This window comes from Janthinobacterium rivuli (assembly GCF_009208735.1).
GTDB lineage: Bacteria > Pseudomonadota > Gammaproteobacteria > Burkholderiales > Burkholderiaceae_D > Janthinobacterium.
The window spans coordinates 173,645-191,740 of the sequence record NZ_WFLJ01000001.1 but is presented as its reverse complement, the minus strand read 5'-3'; the positions used below and the strand labels follow the sequence as shown (position 1 = coordinate 191,740).

Sequence of the window (18,096 nt, the reverse complement as noted above, 5' to 3'; positions counted from 1 at the left end):
GCAAACGCGCGGGCAAAAGGCACGCAAGGCGGCCGGAAAAACGGTGCTCGTTTGTGCTGGCGCAAACACCTTGCAGGAAGGCGGCAAGGTCTTTTCCCGCAGGCTATTTTTACGGGCCGCCACGCATGCCGCGCAGGACAATGGCACAATAGGCGCAGCCGATCTGTCGATGCGCAACCCGTTGCGAGCCTAGCCCATGCCGATACTGAACCTGAGTGCCGAAACCGATATCTATTACGAATTGATCGAAGGCGACCCCGCCAAGCCCTGCCTGGTGTTCCTGCACGAGGGGCTGGGTTGCTGTGCGATGTGGAAAGATTTTCCCGCGCAGCTATGCCAGGCGACGGGTTGCCGCGGCTTGCTGTATGACCGGCAAGGCTATGGGCAGTCGTCGCCGCTGGCGGCGCGCCGCCAGCTCCATTACCTGCACGACTACGCGCTGTGCGAGCTGCCGCAAGTGCTCGCGGCACTGCTGCCGGGGCAGGACCATTTTCTCGTCGGCCACTCCGATGGCGGCAGCATCGCCCTGATCTATGCGGCGCAGCAGCCGCCGCGCTTGCGCGGCATCATCACCGAAGCGGCGCACGTGTTTGTCGAAGGCATCACGCTTGATGGCATCCGCGTGGCGGACGCGGCGTTTGGCGCGGGCAAGCTGCGCGCGCTGGCGAAATACCATGGTGACAAGACGGAGACCATCTTCAAGGCCTGGTCTGACACTTGGCTCAGCTATGGGTTCCAGTTCTGGAACATCGAGTACCTGCTGCCTTCCGTCGAATGCCCGGCGCTGGTGGTGCAGGGCAGCGAAGACCAGTATGGCAGCGCGGCCCAGGTCGACACCATCGTGGCGCAGGCGCTCAACGCCGTGCCCGCCATCGTCGAACAGTGCGGCCATACGCCGCACCAGGAGCAACCGCAGGCATTGCTGGCGCTGATGGAAGGCTTTTTGCACGGCCGCATGGACGCGGCCGCTCACCCGAGAAACACGTGATGGCCCGCGCAGGCGCTCAATGGCAGGCGGGATCGCTGTCCCAGCGGCCCGAGCAGATGCGCGAGCGGCACAGCATGCCTTCGATCAAGCCCAGCTGCTGACAGCGCCGCAACAGTTCCGCCGTTTCCTGTTGTTGGTCCTGTTCCCGCTGGCGCAGCACCACGTCGCGCACGGGCTTTGCCGTGCCTTCCTGCCCGTGCGCATGGGCCACCATCGCCGTCAACAAGGCGACGTCGCTGTCGCCTGGCGCGGCCGCCGGCCTCGTCCCCTGTGGACGCGCGGCCGTCTGCCGTACGGGCTGCGGCGTCCTGGGCGGCGCGCTTGCGCCTGGCGCCGCACCCGCTGTCGTGGCCGACGCGGCAGGCAAGGGCGGGGCCGCGGTATTGACGATGGTGGCGGCCTGCGCCGCGTGCGGCGGCACCGTTGGCGCCGGCATGACGGGTGCCGTCGAGGCCGTGGCAGGGGCGCTCGGCAGCGGCGCGAGGCTCGTGTCATGCGTGAGCACGGCCGTGACCAGCACCGTCACGCCCAGCGCGCCAGCGGCCCAATGCCGCCAGCCGGGGCGCCAGCGCAGGGCCGGCATGGCCGCCGGCGCGGCGACGCCGTGTTCGAGCTGCGACAGGATGCCCTTGCCTTCGATGGGCGCGCCAGCCGCGCCGGCCTTGCTCAGCAGGTTGGGACCGCGCGCCTGGCCATCCCCGGTTTTCAATACAGACAAAATATCACCTCCGCAGTGGATCAAACTCGACTGACCTTGATGTAAACCGCGCTCATGCGGGCCGCGGACGCCTACGATCTAGCGATACCGCCGAGCAATTGCCTGCCCGGCCCCGACTATCCCATCACGGAGCGCCCCATGTTCGTCGCCCTGGTCCTGATGTATTTCCTGCTCGCCTGTTTTGCCTGCTGGCTGCTGCTGTTTCCTGGCGGCCGCGCCATCGTGCTGCACACGCTCGTCAACCTGGGCTGGCGCATGCAGCGGCGCGCGCAGCACCTGAAGGGCGGCAGCGGCGCGCAGTGGCAACGCGTGCAGCGGCACGCGGGCACGGGCATGGCGCGCGCCTGGCAGCTGCTGTGGCGGCATCGTTGGCTGAGCCTGGCAGGCAGCGTGCTGGTCATCTTGCCGCCGCTGCTGGCCTGGCTGTCCAGCGACCGCATCGCCCTGCGCGGCTATGCGGACCAGCAACACGCGATCAATGACCAGGTCAGCGACTTGCTCAAGGGCGAGCAACTGGTGCCGCCACCGACCTTGCCGCCGCTGCTGTTTTCCACGGCGGAAGTGACGCAGCTGCGCCCGCTGCTGGGCGGCGCCAGCCGCAACTGGCAATTGCTCGACCACGATTACGCGCAGCGCCTGCTGCTGGTCTTCAAGATCATGAAGGACGTGCATGGCTATGACATGGTTTTGCTGGAAGGCTACCGCAGTCCGGCGCGCCAGGACCAGCTGGCGGCGGCCGGCCCGAACGTGACGAACGCCAGGGCGTTTCAAAGCTATCACCAGTATGGCCTGGCGGCCGATTGCGCATTCATGCATGAAGGAAAGCTCGTCATTTCTGAAAAAAATGCCTGGGCCATGCGCGGCTACCGTTTATATGGCGTGACGGCCGAATCGGTGGGCCTGCGCTGGGGCGGACGCTGGACCATGATGGACTTCGGCCACACGGAATTGCCGCAACCGCGCGTGCTGGGCAAGTAAGCCGCGCCAGCCATTCTAGCGCCGCGTATCGGCCAGATTTTCACGGCTGCAAGCTTGCTTGCGCAGCGTCAATGGCACGCCGGCGCCTGCCGCGCGCTGGCACCTGGTACTTGTCATATGTCAACAAAGGCACGCCGCATTGCTGTCAGCATGGGCCGACTCCGCCTCGCTATGCGGCGACATTCCTCCTGCTTTGCGACCTCACCCTGGGCTCATCATGCTGCGACGAATCTGGCATTTCCTCACCGACAGCCGCAATCTGACCATCCTCGGCTTCGTGGCGCTGGCCGTGTTCCTGTACCTGGGCGCCGAGGTGCTGGAAGTGGCGCTGATCTGGGCGCTGGCCTTGCTGTTGCTGGCCTTTGTCACCTGGCTGGGCCTGTGGCTGTGGCGCCGGCGCCGCGCGCGGCGCGATGCGCAGGCGCTGGGCCAGGCCATCCTCAACGAGGCCGAGATCGCCGCCGCGCAGGCCGCCTCGGCGTCGACGGCCAGCAGCACCCAGCCGGGCGAAATCGGCGCCGTGCGCACGGGCATGCTGGCCGCCATCGAGACCATCAAGACGTCCAAGCTGGGCCTCAAATCGGGCGCCGCCGCCCTGTACGAATTGCCGTGGTACATGATCATCGGCAACCCGGCCGCCGGCAAGAGCAGCGCCATCCTGCATTCGGGCCTGCAGTTCCCTTTCGCCGACGGCAAGATCGTGCAAGGCGTGGGCGGCACGCGCAACTGCGACTGGTTTTTCACGACGGACGGCATCGTGCTCGACACGGCGGGACGTTACTCCGTCGTCGACGAGCACCGCGGCGAGTGGTTCGGCTTTCTCGACCTGCTGAAAAAATACCGGCGCAAGGCGCCCGTCAACGGCATCCTCATCGCCGTCAGCATCGCCGAGCTGAGCGGCGACCCCGATGTCGGCATGCAATTGGCGCGCAGCCTGCGCAAGCGCGTGCAGGACGTCATCGAGCGCCTGGAAGTGTTCGCGCCCCTGTACATCGTGTTTACCAAGGCGGACCTGATCGCCGGCTTCACGGAGTTTTTCGCGGATGCCGAACGCAGCGAGCGCGAGCGCGTCTGGGGCGCCACCATGCCCTACCAGCGCAAGCTGCCCACGGCCGACTTGCTGGCGTTTTTCGACCAGAGTTTCGATGAATTGCACGATGGCTTGACGGAGCTGAGCCTGGCCAACATGGCGCACCGGCAGCGCAAGACCATGGCCCCCGGCGTCTTCACCTTTCCGCTGGAATTCGCCGCCATCAAGCCGGCCCTGCGCGCCTTCATCGCCACCCTATTCGAGGAAAACCCGTTCCAGTTCCAGCCTGTCTTCCGCGGCTTTTATTTCACCAGCGCGCTGCAGGAGGGCGAGCCCGTCAGTGCCTCCTCGCAGCAGGTGGCGCGCCGCTTCGACCTGGCCTTCGCGCCGGCGCCGGCCGCGGCGCCGTCCGGCGCGCGCCAGCATGGCTATTTCCTGCTGGAGCTGTTCCGCAAGGTGATTTTTGCCGACAAGCACCTGGTCGCCAACTATGCCAACCGCGCCAAGCTGCGCTTCAAATATGCCGTGTTCTTCGCCGCGACGGTGTCGCTGGGCGCCTGCCTGGGCGGCTGGAGCTGGTCCTACCTGGGCAACCGGCAACTGGTGGCCAATGTCGAGGCCGATTTAAACAAGGTGGTGAAGCTGCAGGAGCGGCGCCTGGACCTGCAGTCGCGCCTGGAAGCGCTGGAGATCTTGCAGGACCGCATCGAGCAGCTGGAGGCGTACCGCACGCAACGCCCCTGGTCATTGCGACTGGGCCTGTACCAGGGCGACTTGCTTGAGCGTAAGCTGCGCGAGGAATACTTTGCCGGCGCGCGCCAGGTCATGCTCGCTCCTGTGGCGGGCGCGCTGGAAGCCCTGCTGTTCGAGATGAACGCCAGCGCCGATCAACTGCAGCCCACGGCGCGCACGCCGCAGACGCCGGCGCCCGTATCGCCCACCGCGGCGACACGCGGCGTGCAGTACCAGGCGGCCAGCGCGACGAATGTGGAAGATGCCTACAACGCGCTGAAAACCTATCTGATGCTGGCCGATAAGACGCATGCGGAAAGCAGCCACCTGAACGACCAGCTGACGCGTTTCTGGCGCGGCTGGCTGGAGGGGAATCGGGGCGCCATGCCGCGCGAACAGATGATACGCAGCGCCGAACGGCTGCTGACGTTTTACCTGGCGCAGATCGGCGACCCGTCCTGGCCGCGCATCGAGCAGAAGCTGGCGCTGGTCGACCAGGCGCGCGAAAACCTGCGCCGCGTGGTGCGCGGCATGCCGGCGCGCGAACGCGTGTATGCCGACGTCAAGGCGCGCGCCTCGACGCGCTTTCCCGGCATGACGGTGGCGCGCATCGTCGGCGAACAGGATCAGGCCCTGCTGGCGGGCAGTCACGCCGTCTCCGGCGCCTTTACGCGCCAGGCGTGGGAAAAGTTCGTCGAGGGCGCGTTTCGCGACGCCGCCAACCGCGAGCTGCAAAGCGCCGACTGGGTGCTGAAAAGCGCCTCCACCGACGACCTGACGCTGGAAGGCAGTCCGGAGCAGATCGAGAAAAACCTGGTGGCCATGTACAAGGCCGACTACGCGCGCGAGTGGCAAAAAATCGTGCAGGGCGTCGCCGTCGCCGACCTGAAAGGCTTCGACGGCGCCGTGCAGGCGATGAACCGCCTGGGCGACCCGCAGTCGTCGCCGATCGCCAAGCTGCTGACGACCATTTACGAGGAAACCTCGTGGGACAATCCGGCGCTGCAGAATGCCCAATTGCGCAAGGCCGAGCGGGGCATCATCGCCTGGTTCAAGGAAACCGTGCTGCGCCGCGCGCCGTCGCCGCTGACGGCCAATCCCGGTCTCAATGCGCAGCTCGACCCGGCCCGCCTGGACAAGCCCACGGGACCCGTGGGGCGCGAATTTGCCGGCGTGGGCAAGCTGGTGGCGGCCAGGGACAATAATGCGTCCCTGATGCGCGCCTACCTGGAAGCGCTGTCGAAACTGCGCAGCCGTTTGAACCAGATGAAGAACCAGGGCGACGCGGGACCGGGCGCGCGCCAGTTCATGCAGCAGACCCTGGAAGGCAGCGGCTCCGAGCTGGCCGACGCCCTGAAGCTGGTCGACGAGCAGGTGCTCACGGGGATGAGCGATGCGCAAAAGCAGGCGATCCGCCCCATCCTCGTGCGCCCGCTGATGCAGACCTTCGCCGTCATCGTCGCGCCGGCCGAACTCGATATCAACAAGACCTGGGCGGCGCAGGTGTATGAACCGTTCCAGAAATCGCTGGCCAACAAATATCCGTTCGCGCCCACGGCGCGCATCGAGGCGAGCAACCTCGAGATCGGCCAGTTCTTCGGCCCCGAAGGTCTGGTGGCGAAATTCGTCACGACCTCCATGGGACCGCTGGTGGTGCGGCGCGGCGACGTGCTGGCGCCGCGCACCTGGGCCGACATGGGCATCAGCCTGTCGCCGCAGGTGGTGGCGCGCTTCCCCGGCTGGATCGCGCCGCTGGGCGCGGGCGGCGTGGCGGCCACCTCGACGGCGGCGCAAACCGTGTTCCAGATCCAGCCGTCGCCCGCGCCGGGCACCCTCGAATACACGGTGGAGATCGACGGCCAGCAGCTGCGCTACCGCAATACCCCGGCGCAGTGGACCAACATGGTGCATCCGGGCCCGCAGGGCGCGGCCGGTGCGCAGGGCGCGCGCATCACGGCCGTCACCTTCGACGGGCGCACGGTGGAACTGTTCAACGAGCCGGGGCAATTCGGCTTGAAGCGCATGATCGACGCGGCGACCAAGAAGCGCAAGGAGGGCGGCGTGTTCGAACTGCGCTGGGCGCGCGGCGAGGTGGCCGTGGCGGTCGACCTGAAAATCACCAGCAGCGCGGAGACGGCGGGCGCCGGCGCCGGAGGGACCGCGGCGGTGCAGGAGCAGGGCTTTCGCGGCATGCAGCTGCCCGAGACCATCGTCGGCGCGCCAGCTGTTCCTGCCGGACCCGCGCCGGCCATGGCCGCCGTTGCTGTCGTGGCAGCGGGAGTGTCGCCATGATGCGCGCGCAACAGCAGGTGCGCCTCGGTTATTTTGGCAAGATCCCCGCGCGCGGCGACTTCATCAAGGCTTGCGACAATCACGCGCTGGTGCAGCTGCTCGACGACTGGCTGGCGCAGGTCATGAATGCCCTGACGGTGGAGCCGCGCTGGAAGCTCAATTACGACGCCTTGCCGCCGCTGCGCTTTGCCTTTGTCGGCATGCGCAGCCGGCGCGCCATCGCCGGGCGCCTGGAAGCGAGCAACGACCAGTCGCACAGGCGCTTCCCCTTCATGGCCATGGGCGCGCTCGAAGTCGATGACGCCGAGGCCTTTGTCGCTTGCAGCCCGCTGGCGCTGGCGCCGTTGTGGCAGCGGGTGGAGCAGCTGTCGCATGGCATCGTGGCCAGCGCCGAACCGGGGCCGGCGCTGCTGGCGCTGGCCGGCAACGTGGTCGACGTCGAACCGGACGCACCTGGCCACGCGGCGCGTCTGGCGGCCTTTTTGCAGGCGCAGACGCTGCATGGCTTGCAGGCCATGCTGGCCTCGCCCGCGTTTCCCGTGACGGTGCGCGAATTGCTGCTGGGCCTGGGCCTGCTGCTGCGGCCCGTGCGCCACAGCGGCTTGCCGCGCCTGGAGAAAAGCCTGGTGCTGCCGTTGCCGCAGGACGCGCAGCTGCGCGAACTGGTGGCCAGCTTCTGGCTGCATCTGATCGCGCCTTTCCTGCGCCTGGCCGATTTCGAACTGGCGCTGTTTTTTTCCCACCTCGACGAGGCGCCCGTGCTGGTGATCGGCTTTTGCGGCGCCGACCCGAATGGCTTGCGCGCGCTGATCGATCCGCAGGCTGGCAGCGAGCGGCTGATCGTGTTCGACCAGCTGGACTGGGTCGAGGAGCAGCTGGGACACGATGCGGCGTTGCGCCAGTTTTCCGCCTGCCTGCAGCAGGAGCAACTGTCGCTGCGCTCGGCCTGCGCCATGTTTGCCGATACCTTTGCCTGAAGGACTGCGATGAAATCTCCCCTCATTTTTCCGCTGCTGCTTGCCGCGGCCGCTCCCTGCCACGCCCAGGCGCAAGCGCCGCAGACGCCGATGCCGGGGCAGATCCTCGTCACGGGCACCCTGGCCGACGAGGCGGGCAAGGCGGCCGTGCTGGCTCGCCTGCGCGAACTGTATGGCGCCGAGCGCGTGGTCGACCAGATCGCCATCGGCAACGTTGCCGTGCCGGCCAACTGGAACGGCTACGTGCAAAAACTGATCGCGCCGAACCTGAAGCTCATTTCACGGGGCCAGATCAGCATCGACGGCAACAACGTCAGCGTGCGCGGCGAAGTGGCGAACGAGGCGCAGCGCCAGCAGATCGCCAGCGACATCGCCACCAGCCTCAATCCCACGTATGTCGTCAACAATGGCTTGCGGGTCAAGGCGGCCGAGGCCGAGCAGGGTTTGCTCGACGCGGCGCTGGACAAGCGCATCATCGAATTCGACAGCGGCAAGGCGTCCATCACGCTGGCCGGCCTGGCCATCCTCGACGAGATGGCGGCCGCCATGCTCAGGCTGCGGGGTCGCAAGGTGGAGGTGATCGGCCACACGGACGACACGGGCCTGCGCGCCAGCAATGTGGCCCTGAGCCAGGCGCGCGCCGAAGCCGTGCGCGCCTATCTGGCCAGCAAGGGCGTCGTCGCCGATTCGGTGCTGGTGTCGGGCCAGGGACCGGACCGTCCCGTGGCCAGCAACGCCACGGCCGATGGCCGGGCGAGAAACCGGCGCATCGAGTTCCGTATTGCGCAATAGATTGGGTTGACGCCTCACAAAACCGTAGCGAGCGGATGAGAGTTGTGGCCGAGAAGCGCAGGTGTGCGAATGCACATTGAGCATCGCAGGCCGCAAATCTCGACGCGCAGTAGGTTCTGTGAGGTGTTCAGGGCAGGGTGATGGTCAGGTGCGCTGGCCGCGGCGCCAGCTTGACCAGGTCCGCATACGCGGCCAGGGTGGTTTGCGTGCCGCGCGTCAGATGCGTTTTCAGGCCCAGGTAGGCGCAGATGGCCAGCAGGGCGAAAAAGCTCGACAGGGCCCATAGCGGCACGTCGCTGCCGCGTTTGTTGACTACCTGGTCGGGGCGTTCCGCGCGCGGCGCGAAGCCGCGGCTCTTGCCCTTGATGTGGGCGATCTCGTCGCCCAGGCGCGCCGTCAGGTAGCTGAGTTTTTCGCCGCCGTCGATCGCATACTTGCCCTGGAATCCCAGCAACAGGCACATGTGGAAGACTTGCAGCGCCTGCACGCGCATGGCGCCCTTGCCGCGCAAGGCGTCGAGGCGGTCGAAAAAATGTTCGCCGGCCAGCTGGTCGCCAAAGATCAGCAGTTGCAGCGGGCGCCGCTCCCACTGCTTGCGCAGGGTGAAGGGCGAGGCCAGGATGATTTCATCGACGGCCGCGCAAAACGCGTACTTGGCCGCCTCGATATCGTCGCCATCGGCGCGGATCTTTTTCGCCTCGCGTTCGAAGTCGTCGAGGAAGGCCGTGATGCGGTCCATGAAACTTTGCTCGTCGCCGGGCGCCGAACCGTGCTTCAGCATGAACAGCATGTAAAAGCCTTCGTGCATCAGGTCCAGCAGGGCGCTGCCGGCATGCCGGCTGCCGCCTGCCGGGGATGCGCCGCGGGGACCCAGCAGGGAGGGCGCAGCGCGCCGTTCGATGAGCTGGCTCATGCCGTCACCGCGATCAGTTCCAGCTGCAGGTCGCGTATGCCGGCCGGCACATACACGGAAATCGACTGCGCTTTGAGCATCTGTTCGTACAGCGCGCCGCGGTTTTCAATCGCAAAATAATAGGTGTCGGGCCGCACGGGAATGGCCGCCGGCACTTGCGGCGCATGCGACAATTTGAGGCCGGGCATGGCCGTGAGCACGCATTTTTCCACGTCGTCGGGCGCGCCCACTTTCACGCGCAGCGGCACCACATCGACCAGTTCGATGGCCGGCATGGCGGCGCGAATCGCCAGGTATAAAGTGGTGTGCTGGTCGATCTTGCCCGAATCGAGCTTGCCGAGGTAGTACGACGGCTGGTCTTCCAGCAGGGCGATGGAAAAATATTTCGACGAGATGACGGTGTCGAGCAGTTCGCGGATGATCGCGTCGATGGCGTCGAAGCAGGCGCCCGGCTGCGCGTGGTCGTAGGCGGGCAGGCTGGCCAGCGTGTAATGTTTGGAGTAGCTGAGCAGGCCGCCCGCCAGGCCCAGCAGCGCCTCGTACAGGCGTTCCGGATGCAGGGCCGGGTGGCGCACGTAGTGCATCAGCGCGGCGGCGGCCGTGCTGACCGTGTGCAGCAGCCAGAACGAGGACACGTCGCCCGAGCGGAATTCGATCACGTTGCGGCTCGGTTCGCGGTGGTGGCCGTGCAGCGCGCTCACCTTCGCCTGCAAGGCGTCGAGCAGGTGCTCCAGCACGCCCTGCAGGCGCGGCGCGCCGGCGATCGCCAGGCTGGGCGCCATGAACGAGGGCACGGGCTCGAAGCCGCCCGATACCGTGCGCCGCAGTGCAATCAGCGGCAGGCAGTCATAGGAGCCGCGCGCCTCACTGTCGGGAATCAGGCGCACGGTCTTCTTCAGGTAGGCCACGTCGGCCACGGCGGACTCCGTAAACAGGTCGGGCGTGGCGCGCATGGCGTGCGCGAAGCGCGTGGCCGCCGGCGTGCCCGCCGTTGACGTCTGCGCCGTGTAATTCATGCCGTCGCCGTTGAGGATGGGCAGGGCCGCGTAGTACGTCACTTCCTGCACCGCCGGCGGCAGCGCTTCCAGGTCCACCGGCGGGGGCAGACTATCGCTGCCGGGCGCGCCGTCGCCCAGCGCTTCGAAAACTTCGCCATCGCGGAAGATCGCCGACAGGGCCTGCAGGCGCAGGGTGCCCGTCTTCAGCGCCGCCAGATCCCACTCCATGTGCGCCACGCCCCACAGGTAGGGATGCAGCGCGCTGGCCGTGTGATGCAGGCGCGCTTCGTGATACTGATCCTGGCGCTGGAAATGCTGCGGCCGCAAAAACAGGCCTTCGCCCCACAAGACTTTCGCTGCCATGCCCATTGCGTTTCTCCTTGAATGTGTGGCGTGTCGCTTTGCTTCATTGGCTTGCATCACTGGCAGCGCAGGGCCGCCAGCGGCGCCAGGCCGCTGTCCATGCCGGCGACGCCGCTGACGCTGAGCGCGCAGGCGTGCAGGCCGACGGTGATGCCGCCGCGTTCCGCGTCGGCGGCGGCAAATATGGCGCGCCAGCGCTGCGCCGCAGGTGCGCGGAACAGGGCCACGACGCCGATGAAATACGCTTCCTTGCTGACTTTTTCCTGCATTTCGTAGCGCTGGCCCGGCACCAGCAGCACTTCCTTCACTTCCATCAGATCGGCGCCCAGCGCGGCCTTTTCGCGCTGCGCGTCGAGGAAGCTGTCGTAGGGCGCCTGCTCGAAGGCGGCGCTCTGACGCAGCTTGTAGATGCGCGCCACCAGCGCCAGCGGCCGTCCTGCCGCATCCGTGTTGAGGCGCTGCGCCGCATGCAGGCGGATGCTGACATTGCGCGGCGGCTTTTGCGCGTCGGGCAGCTCGGGCGGCGGCTTGGCCACGCCGGCCATCTGCAGCGCCGCGTTGGCCAGGGTGCCGATGGCGCCGCCCGCACAGCCGGCCAGCGGCAGCGTCTGCAGCAACAGCAGCGCCAGCGCGGTGGCGCGGACCAGGCGGCGGAGCGGGGCGTCAGATGGCATGGGCTGGACTATCTTCGCAAGATGAAGGGTGGAAATAAAAGTGTTGCAGTCATTTAAGCGCATGCAGGGGCGACCTGTTTGCGTTGGCGCAAAATCCGCCCGCGATCGTGGCAATTACTGCGCCAGATCAGGATTCATGTCGCCGCGCGCGGCTCTGATGTGGAACTTCTTCTTTGCTGATTAATCTCAATCTGGCAAGAAAATTGGCGATCAATAATGGCCTCCACTAAGGCGCCGCCCATCTTTCCCAGCGGTAGCGTCCTCCACGTGAAGGAATGCCCCGATGAAGCCAGCCACCGTGTTGCCCCGTATTGCCTGCTTCGCCAGCGCCTTGCTGCTGGCCGCCTGCGCCACGCCGGACCAGTCGGCGCCCAAGAAACCTGCCGCGCCGACCCTGGCGCAAGTGATGAGCGATGCCGATGCGGCGGCGCGCGCCGGCCAGTACGAGCGCGCCATGACTCTGCTTCGGGGCGGCGGCAGCAGCTACCCGGCCGACAAGGCGCCGTGGCTGCAAATGGCGCAGATGAAGTTCGACCGCGGCCAGTACGGCGACGCCATCGGCCATGCGCTCGAAGCGCTGGAGCGCGACCCCGACGACAAGGTCGCCAACAGCATCGTTGCCGTCAGCGGCTTGCGCCTGTCCGGCAAGGCGCTGGCTGACCTGTCGCGGCAAAACAATCTGAATGGCTCGCTGCGATCGGAAGCGCAGGACCTGGCCAAGCTGCTGCGCGCGAGCATCGGCGAAGACGTGCTGGTGCCGCCGGCCAAGCGCCCGTCGGCGGGCGGCAAGCGCGCCGCCACGTCCGGTTCCGGCGCGCCGGCGGCGAAGGGCGCGGCGGCGCCAGGCAGCGCGGCCGATCCGTTCAGCGGCCTGAAATAAGCCGGCATTCCCACCATCCCCTGAGTAAAGGAAGCGACATGCCCAAGTCCGACAGCGTGCAGAAACGCCTGCAAAAGATACGCGCGCCGCGCGTGCAAATGACCTATGACGTCGAGATTGGCGACGCGATTGAAAACAAGGAGCTGCCCTTCGTGGTCGGCGTGCTGGGCGACTTTGGCGGCAATCCGGACAGCGGAAAAAAGCGCCTGAAGGACCGCAAGTTTGTCGCCCTCGACCGCGACAACTTCGATGAGGTGCTGGCCGGCGTGGAACCGGTGGCCCGTTTCGCCGTGCCGAACCGTCTCAGCGAGGCGGGCGGCACGTTCGCCGTCGACCTGCACTTCCGTTCGATGGAGGACTTCCGCCCGGAATCGGTGGTACGCCAGGTCGACCCCTTGCGCAAGCTGCTCGAGGCGCGCACCAAGCTGGCCGATTTGCGCAACAAGCTGGCCGGCAACGACAAGCTGGAAGACTTGCTGACGGAAGTGCTGAACAACACGGACAGCCTGGCCACCCTGAAACCGCATTTCCCAGCGCAGGAGGATTGAGATGAGCGCCCAGGCAGAAGCCCCAGAATCCCTCGCCGTATCCGCACCCGATGCGCCGGCCGCCACCGATTTGCTGGACCAGATCGTCGAGCAAAGCCGCGTCGCCAAGTCCGGCGCCGAACATGCGCGCGCCCGCGACCTGATCTCGGAACTGGTCGCGCAGGTGCTCGACGGCACGGTGCTGATGTCCAGCAACCTGTCGGCCACGCTGGACGCGCGGGTGGCGGAAATCGACCGCCTGATCTCCGCCCAGCTCAGCGAAATCATGCACGCGGCGCCGTTCCAGCAGCTCGAGCAAAGCTGGACGGGGCTGCGCTACCTGGTCGGCAATTCCGATACCGGCACGCGCCTGCAGATCCGCATGTTCAACGCCACCAAGCGCGAGCTGGTGAAGGATTTCCAGGCCGCGCTGGAGTTCGACCAGAGCAGCATGTTCAAGAAGGTGTATGAAGAGGAATTCGGCACCTTCGGCGGCGCGCCGTTCGCCGCGTTGCTGGGCGACTTCGCCATCTCGCGCCAGCCGGAAGACATGTATTTCGTCGAGCAGATGTCGCACATCGCCGCCGCCGCGCATGCGCCGTTCATCGCCTCGGCCGCACCCGAGTTGTTTGGACTGGAAAGCTACGGCGACCTGGGCAAGCCGCGCGACCTGGCCAAGGTGTTCGACACCATCGAGTACGCGAAATGGAAAGCCTTCCGCGAATCCGAGGATGCGCGCTATGTCGGCCTGACCTTGCCCCGCTTCCTGGGCCGGTTGCCGTTCAACCCCGTCGATGGCACCACCGTCGAAGGTTTCAACTTCGTCGAGGAAGTCGACGGCAGCGACCATCACAAATACCTGTGGTGTAACGCCGCGTATGCGTTCGGCTGCAAGCTGACGCGCGCCTTTGCCGACTACGGCTGGTGCGCCGCCATCCGCGGCGTGGAGGGCGGCGGCCTGGTGGACGATCTGCCCACGCATACGTTCAAGACGGACGAGGGCGATGTGGCCCTGAAATGTCCGGCCGAAGTGGCGATCACCGACCGCCGCGAAAAGGAATTGTCGGACCTCGGCTTCATCTCGCTGGTGCACTGCAAGAATACGGCGTATGCGGCGTTTTTCGGCGCGCAATCGGCGCAGAAAAGCCGCAAGTACAACAGCGACGCGGCCAATGCGAACGCGGTGCTGTCGTCGCAGCTGCAGTACATCTTCGCCGTCTCGCGCATCGCCCATTACATGAAGGCCATGATGCGCGACAAGATCGGCAGCTTTGCCGCCGCCTCCAACGTGGAAGATTTCTTGAACCGCTGGCTGATGCAGTACGTGCTGCTCGACGATAACGCCAGCCAGGAACAGAAGGCGCAGTTCCCCCTGCGCGAAGCGTCCGTGCAGGTGCATGAAGTGCCGGGCCGGCCCGGCGTGTACCGCGCCGTGTCGTTCCTGCGGCCGCATTTCCAGCTCGATGAATTATCCGTTTCGCTCCGACTGGTCGCGGAGTTGCCGAAGTCGACCAATTCCTGATTCATCCCTCTTTCAACCACAGGAGTACACCATGGCAATCGATGTATATCTGCAGATAGACGGCATCAAGGGCGAGTCCACCGATGACAAGCACAAAGACTGGATCGAGTGCAAATCGGTCAGCTGGAGCGTCGAGCAGCCGAAATCGGCCACCGCGTCGACGGGCGGCGGCCACACGGCCGAACGCTGCGAGCACAAGGACATCGTCATTTCCAAGCTGGCCGACCTGGCCTCGCCGGTGCTGCTGCAGACCTGCTCGGCCGGCAAGACCATCCCCAAGGCGCGCTTCGAATTTATGCGCGCCGACGGCCAGGGCGAGCGCGTCAAGTACTTTGAAATCGAAATCGAAAATGTGCTGATCGGTGCCGTGACACCGAACGTGGAAGAGGGCGACATCCTCGGTGAACACGTCGGCTTCAAGTTTTCGAAAGTGAAGTGGAAATACACGCAGCAAAAAGTGACGGGCGGCGCCGGCGGCAATACTTCGGGCGGCTGGGACCTGGCCGCGAACCGCGTGGCTTGATCCATGGCGCGCGGCGCGCGGCGGCCACCACCGCCCGCGCGGCGCGCTCACTCTCAGGAGAGCGCATGGACAGTTATGTACCTGGCCTGTTCGACCGCCTGATGGGCGACGGCGGTGCGGCGGGCGGCGTGGCGGCACGCCTGTCGCTGGAACAATTGAAGGATGCGGTGGCGCGCGACCTGGAAGAGCTGCTCAACACGCGCGTGGCCCTGCCGCCGGGCGCGCTCGACGCCTATCCGGAATGCACGGCTTCCATCGTCAACTATGGCCTGATCGATTTCGCCGGCATGTGTTTGTCCAGCAGCGATGACCGCGCCCGCATCTGCGCCGCGCTGAAGGCCGCCATCGAACGCCACGAACCGCGCCTGCGCAATGTGCGCGCCCGCCTGGAGCGTGAGGCGGGCAGCATCAACCGCGTCGGCTTCGTCATCAGCGGCACCCTGGCAGTGAAGTCCGGCGGCGAGACGGTCAATTTCGACGCCGTGCTGCAGCCATCGTCGCTGCGCTATTCGATCAACCGCAAGGGAGCCGCCGCATGAGCAACAACCTCAAGACACTGATCGCCAAACTGAATGACACGGCGCGCACGGCCGCCACCCGCGCCGCCGGCATCTGCGTGGGTCTGGGCCAGTACGAAGTCGATATCGAACACCTGTTCCTGGCCCTGCTGGAGCAGGAGAGCAGCGATTTCGTCACCATCGCGCGGCGCAGCGAAATCAGCCTGACGGCGCTGGAGGCGGACCTGCGGCGCGAGATCGGCGGCTTTCGCACGGGCAGCGCGCGCACGCCCGTGTTTTCGCCCCACTTGCCGCTGCTGTTCGAACACGCCTGGCTGATCGCCTCGCTGGACACGGCGCAGCCGGGGCCCATCCGCAGCCGCCATCTGCTATTGGCGCTGCTGACGGAGCCGGAACTGTCGCAGCTGGCCTACCGCGGCTCGAAGCTGTTCGCCCGCTTCAGCGTGGAGCAATTGAAGCACCATCCGGACAAGCTGACGGCCGGCTCCGGCGAGGAGGAAAGCGCGGCGGTGCCGCGGCTTTCCGACACCGGCGACGATCCTGTTGTTAGTCTGGCCAGCAAGACCCCGGCGCTGGACCAGTTCACCACCGACCTGACGCAGCTGGCGCGCGACGGCAAGCTCGATCCCGTGATCGGCCGCGAGGCCGAGATACGTCAGGCCGTCGACATCCTGCTGCGCCGGCGCCAGAACAATCCGATTCTCACGGGCGAGGCGGGCGTGGGCAAGACGGCCGTGGTGGAAGGCCTGGCCTTGCGCATCGCCGCCGGCGACGTGCCCGAGGTTCTGCAGGGCGCGCGCATCCACGCGCTCGACATGGGCTTGCTGCAGGCCGGCGCCAGCGTGAAGGGAGAATTCGAAAGCCGCTTGAAGAACGTCATCGACGAGGTGACGAAAAGCCCGCACCCGATCATCCTCTTCATCGACGAGGCGCACACGATGATCGGCGCCGGTGGCCAGGCGGGGCAGAACGATGCGGCCAATCTGCTGAAACCGGCGCTGGCGCGCGGCGCCCTGCGCACCATCGCCGCCACCACCTGGAGCGAGTACAAGAAATATTTTGAAAAGGATGCGGCGCTGGCGCGGCGTTTCCAGGTGGTGAAGGTGGAGGAACCGAGCGAAGACATCGCCTGCGCCATGCTGCGCGCCATGGCGCCGCTGATGGAGCGCCATTTCGGCATCCGCGTGCGCGATGCCGCCATCGTCGAGGCGGTGCGCCTGTCGCACCGCTACATCAGCGGGCGCCAGCTGCCCGACAAGGCCATCAGCGTGCTCGATACGGCGTGCGCCAAGGTGGCGCTGGGCCAGCGCGCCACGCCGGCGCAGCTGGAAAACGCGCACCGGCGCCAGGAACGCACCGGCACGGAAATCGCCGCCCTGATGCGCGAGGCAGGTGACGGCGACGCGCCCGGCAAGGCCGGCGCCGCGCGCCTGGCGCAGCTGCGACGCGAGCATGAGGAAGGGCAGGCGCTGATCGCGGCGCTGGCGCAGCGCTGGGAGCGTGAAAAGGCGCTGGTGATGCAGATCGGCGACTTGCGCGCGCAGCTGCGCGGCGAGCGGCCGGGCGAAGTCGGCGCGGCGCGCCTGCTGGCGCTGAAGGAAGAACTGGCGGCCCTGCAGGGCGAGGCGCCGCTGTCGCCGCTGGAAGTCGATGCCCAGGTGGTGGCCGGCATCGTCGCCGGCTGGACCGGCATCCCGCTGGGAAAGATGCTCAAGGACGAGATCCGCACGGTGCTGACCCTCGATGGGGCGCTGCGCGAACGGGTGCTGGGACAGGACCACGTCATCGAGGCGGTGGCGCAGCGCGTGCGCACGGCGCGCGCCAGCCTGGACGACCCGAACAAGCCGCAAGCCGTGTTCCTGTTCACGGGACCGTCCGGCACGGGCAAGACGGAAACGGCGCTGGCGCTGGCCGACCTGCTGTATGGCGGCGAACGCAAGCTCATTAGCATCAACATGAGCGAATACCAGGAGGCGCACAGCGTGGCCGGCCTGAAAGGCTCGCCACCCGGCTATGTCGGCTATGGCGAGGGCGGCGTGCTGACGGAAGCCGTGCGGCGCCAGCCCTATAGCGTGGTGCTGCTCGACGAGGCGGAAAAAGCCCATCCCGACGTGCTGGAACTGTTTTTCCAGGTGTTCGACAAGGGCGTCCTCGATGATGCGGAAGGGCGCGAGGTCGATTTTCGCAACACCATCATCATCGCCACCTCGAACCTGGGTTCGGGCGCCATGATGGCCGCTTGCCTGAACCGGGCGGCGCAAGACTTGCCCACACCGGCCGCGCTGGAAGAACTGGTGCGCCCGCAACTGGTGGCGCATTTCAAGCCAGCCCTGCTCGGGCGCCTGAAGGTGCTGCCCTTCTACCCCCTGAACGACGCGGTGCTGGCCGAGATCATCGCGCTGAAGCTGGCGCGCATCGGGCAGCGCATCGCGCGCAACCACCAGGCGCAATTCAGCCATGACGCGGGCCTGGTCGACGCCGTGCTGGCGCGCTGCACCGAGGTCGATTCGGGCGCGCGCAATGTCGACCAGATCCTCAACGGCAGCCTGCTGCCGGCGATCGCCGAAGCGGTGCTGGCGCGCATGGCGGACGGCGAGCCGGTCGCGTCGATACGCGTCAGCGCGAGCAAGCAGGGACAGTTCAAGTACACGATCCGATAATCCACCTTCCG

The 18,096-nt window shown here is 66.6% G+C and carries 15 protein-coding genes; 11 read left to right on the top strand and 4 right to left on the bottom strand.

Translation table 11 applies throughout. From position 1 onward, the window contains the following. Window positions 1–196: 196 nt before the first annotated feature. Window positions 197–988, top strand: coding sequence for an alpha/beta fold hydrolase (locus tag GCN78_RS00915; protein ID WP_152249974.1), 792 nt, complete (start codon window positions 197–199; stop codon window positions 986–988). Window positions 989–1,004: 16 nt separating this feature from the next. Here the strand turns inward: GCN78_RS00915 and GCN78_RS00910 are convergent, their stop codons facing one another. After that, window positions 1,005–1,706, bottom strand: coding sequence for a hypothetical protein (locus GCN78_RS00910; protein ID WP_152249973.1), 702 nt, complete (start codon window positions 1,704–1,706; stop codon window positions 1,005–1,007). A 138-nt stretch (window positions 1,707–1,844) separates the two neighbouring features. Between GCN78_RS00910 and GCN78_RS00905 the strand changes: the two genes are divergently transcribed. The 4 genes from GCN78_RS00905 (at window position 1,845) to GCN78_RS00890 (ending at window position 8,507) form a co-directional block, all read left to right on the top strand. Then, window positions 1,845–2,684 carry a M15 family metallopeptidase gene (locus tag GCN78_RS00905; RefSeq protein ID WP_152249972.1) on the top strand — a complete coding sequence of 280 codons (840 nt, stop codon included), beginning with the start codon at window positions 1,845–1,847 and terminating at the stop codon, window positions 2,682–2,684. A 217-nt stretch (window positions 2,685–2,901) separates the two neighbouring features. Then, complete coding sequence (gene tssM, locus GCN78_RS00900; protein ID WP_152249971.1) at window positions 2,902–6,738, top strand: type VI secretion system membrane subunit TssM; 3,837 nt, start codon at window positions 2,902–2,904, stop codon at window positions 6,736–6,738. Beyond that, window positions 6,735–7,715 (top strand): type VI secretion system-associated protein TagF, encoded by a 981-nt coding sequence (tagF, locus tag GCN78_RS00895; RefSeq protein WP_152249969.1) that lies wholly within the window; start codon window positions 6,735–6,737, stop codon window positions 7,713–7,715. The genes tssM and tagF overlap by 4 nt, the downstream gene beginning before the upstream one ends. A 9-nt stretch (window positions 7,716–7,724) precedes the next feature. Continuing rightward, a complete protein-coding gene (locus GCN78_RS00890; protein ID WP_152249967.1) occupies window positions 7,725–8,507 on the top strand; it encodes an OmpA family protein in 783 nt (260 codons plus the stop codon). A 127-nt stretch (window positions 8,508–8,634) separates the two neighbouring features. On the opposite strand, the gene icmH is transcribed toward GCN78_RS00890, so the two are convergent. From icmH to tssJ, 3 genes are read right to left on the bottom strand one after another with little or no spacing between them, the layout of a single operon-like run. Next, entirely contained in the window at window positions 8,635–9,420 is a 786-nt protein-coding gene (icmH, locus tag GCN78_RS00885; protein ID WP_152249965.1) for a type IVB secretion system protein IcmH/DotU, read from the bottom strand. After that, window positions 9,417–10,787, bottom strand: coding sequence for a type VI secretion system baseplate subunit TssK (gene tssK / locus GCN78_RS00880; protein ID WP_152249963.1), 1,371 nt, complete (start codon window positions 10,785–10,787; stop codon window positions 9,417–9,419). Before tssK ends, icmH begins: the two co-directional genes overlap by 4 nt. A gap of 50 nt (window positions 10,788–10,837) precedes the next feature. After that, the gene (gene tssJ, locus GCN78_RS00875) at window positions 10,838–11,455 is read right to left on the bottom strand and encodes a type VI secretion system lipoprotein TssJ (protein WP_152249961.1); all 618 of its coding nucleotides are present in this window, start codon (window positions 11,453–11,455) and stop codon (window positions 10,838–10,840) included. Window positions 11,456–11,738: 283 nt separating this feature from the next. Here tssJ and GCN78_RS00870 point away from each other — a divergent pair, with 283 nt between their 5' ends. The 6 genes from GCN78_RS00870 to tssH all read left to right on the top strand — a co-directional run bounded on the left by GCN78_RS00870 (window position 11,739) and on the right by tssH (window position 18,085). Next, window positions 11,739–12,335 carry a hypothetical protein gene (locus GCN78_RS00870; protein ID WP_152249959.1) on the top strand — a complete coding sequence of 199 codons (597 nt, stop codon included), beginning with the start codon at window positions 11,739–11,741 and terminating at the stop codon, window positions 12,333–12,335. A gap of 38 nt (window positions 12,336–12,373) precedes the next feature. Next, on the top strand, window positions 12,374–12,883 hold the full coding sequence (gene tssB, locus GCN78_RS00865; RefSeq protein WP_152249957.1) for a type VI secretion system contractile sheath small subunit: 510 nt from the start codon (window positions 12,374–12,376) through the stop codon (window positions 12,881–12,883). A gap of 1 nt (window position 12,884) precedes the next feature. Next, entirely contained in the window at window positions 12,885–14,384 is a 1,500-nt protein-coding gene (tssC, locus tag GCN78_RS00860; RefSeq protein WP_152249955.1) for a type VI secretion system contractile sheath large subunit, read from the top strand. 31 nt (window positions 14,385–14,415) lie between these two features. Then, on the top strand, window positions 14,416–14,907 hold the full coding sequence (locus GCN78_RS00855; protein WP_034750126.1) for an Hcp family type VI secretion system effector: 492 nt from the start codon (window positions 14,416–14,418) through the stop codon (window positions 14,905–14,907). A 65-nt stretch (window positions 14,908–14,972) separates the two neighbouring features. Beyond that, the gene (gene tssE, locus GCN78_RS00850) at window positions 14,973–15,446 is read left to right on the top strand and encodes a type VI secretion system baseplate subunit TssE (protein ID WP_152249953.1); all 474 of its coding nucleotides are present in this window, start codon (window positions 14,973–14,975) and stop codon (window positions 15,444–15,446) included. After that, window positions 15,443–18,085: a type VI secretion system ATPase TssH gene (gene tssH, locus GCN78_RS00845; RefSeq protein ID WP_152249951.1), complete on the top strand. Its 2,643-nt coding sequence runs from the start codon at window positions 15,443–15,445 to the stop codon at window positions 18,083–18,085. Before tssE ends, tssH begins: the two co-directional genes overlap by 4 nt. Window positions 18,086–18,096 lie beyond the last annotated feature (11 nt).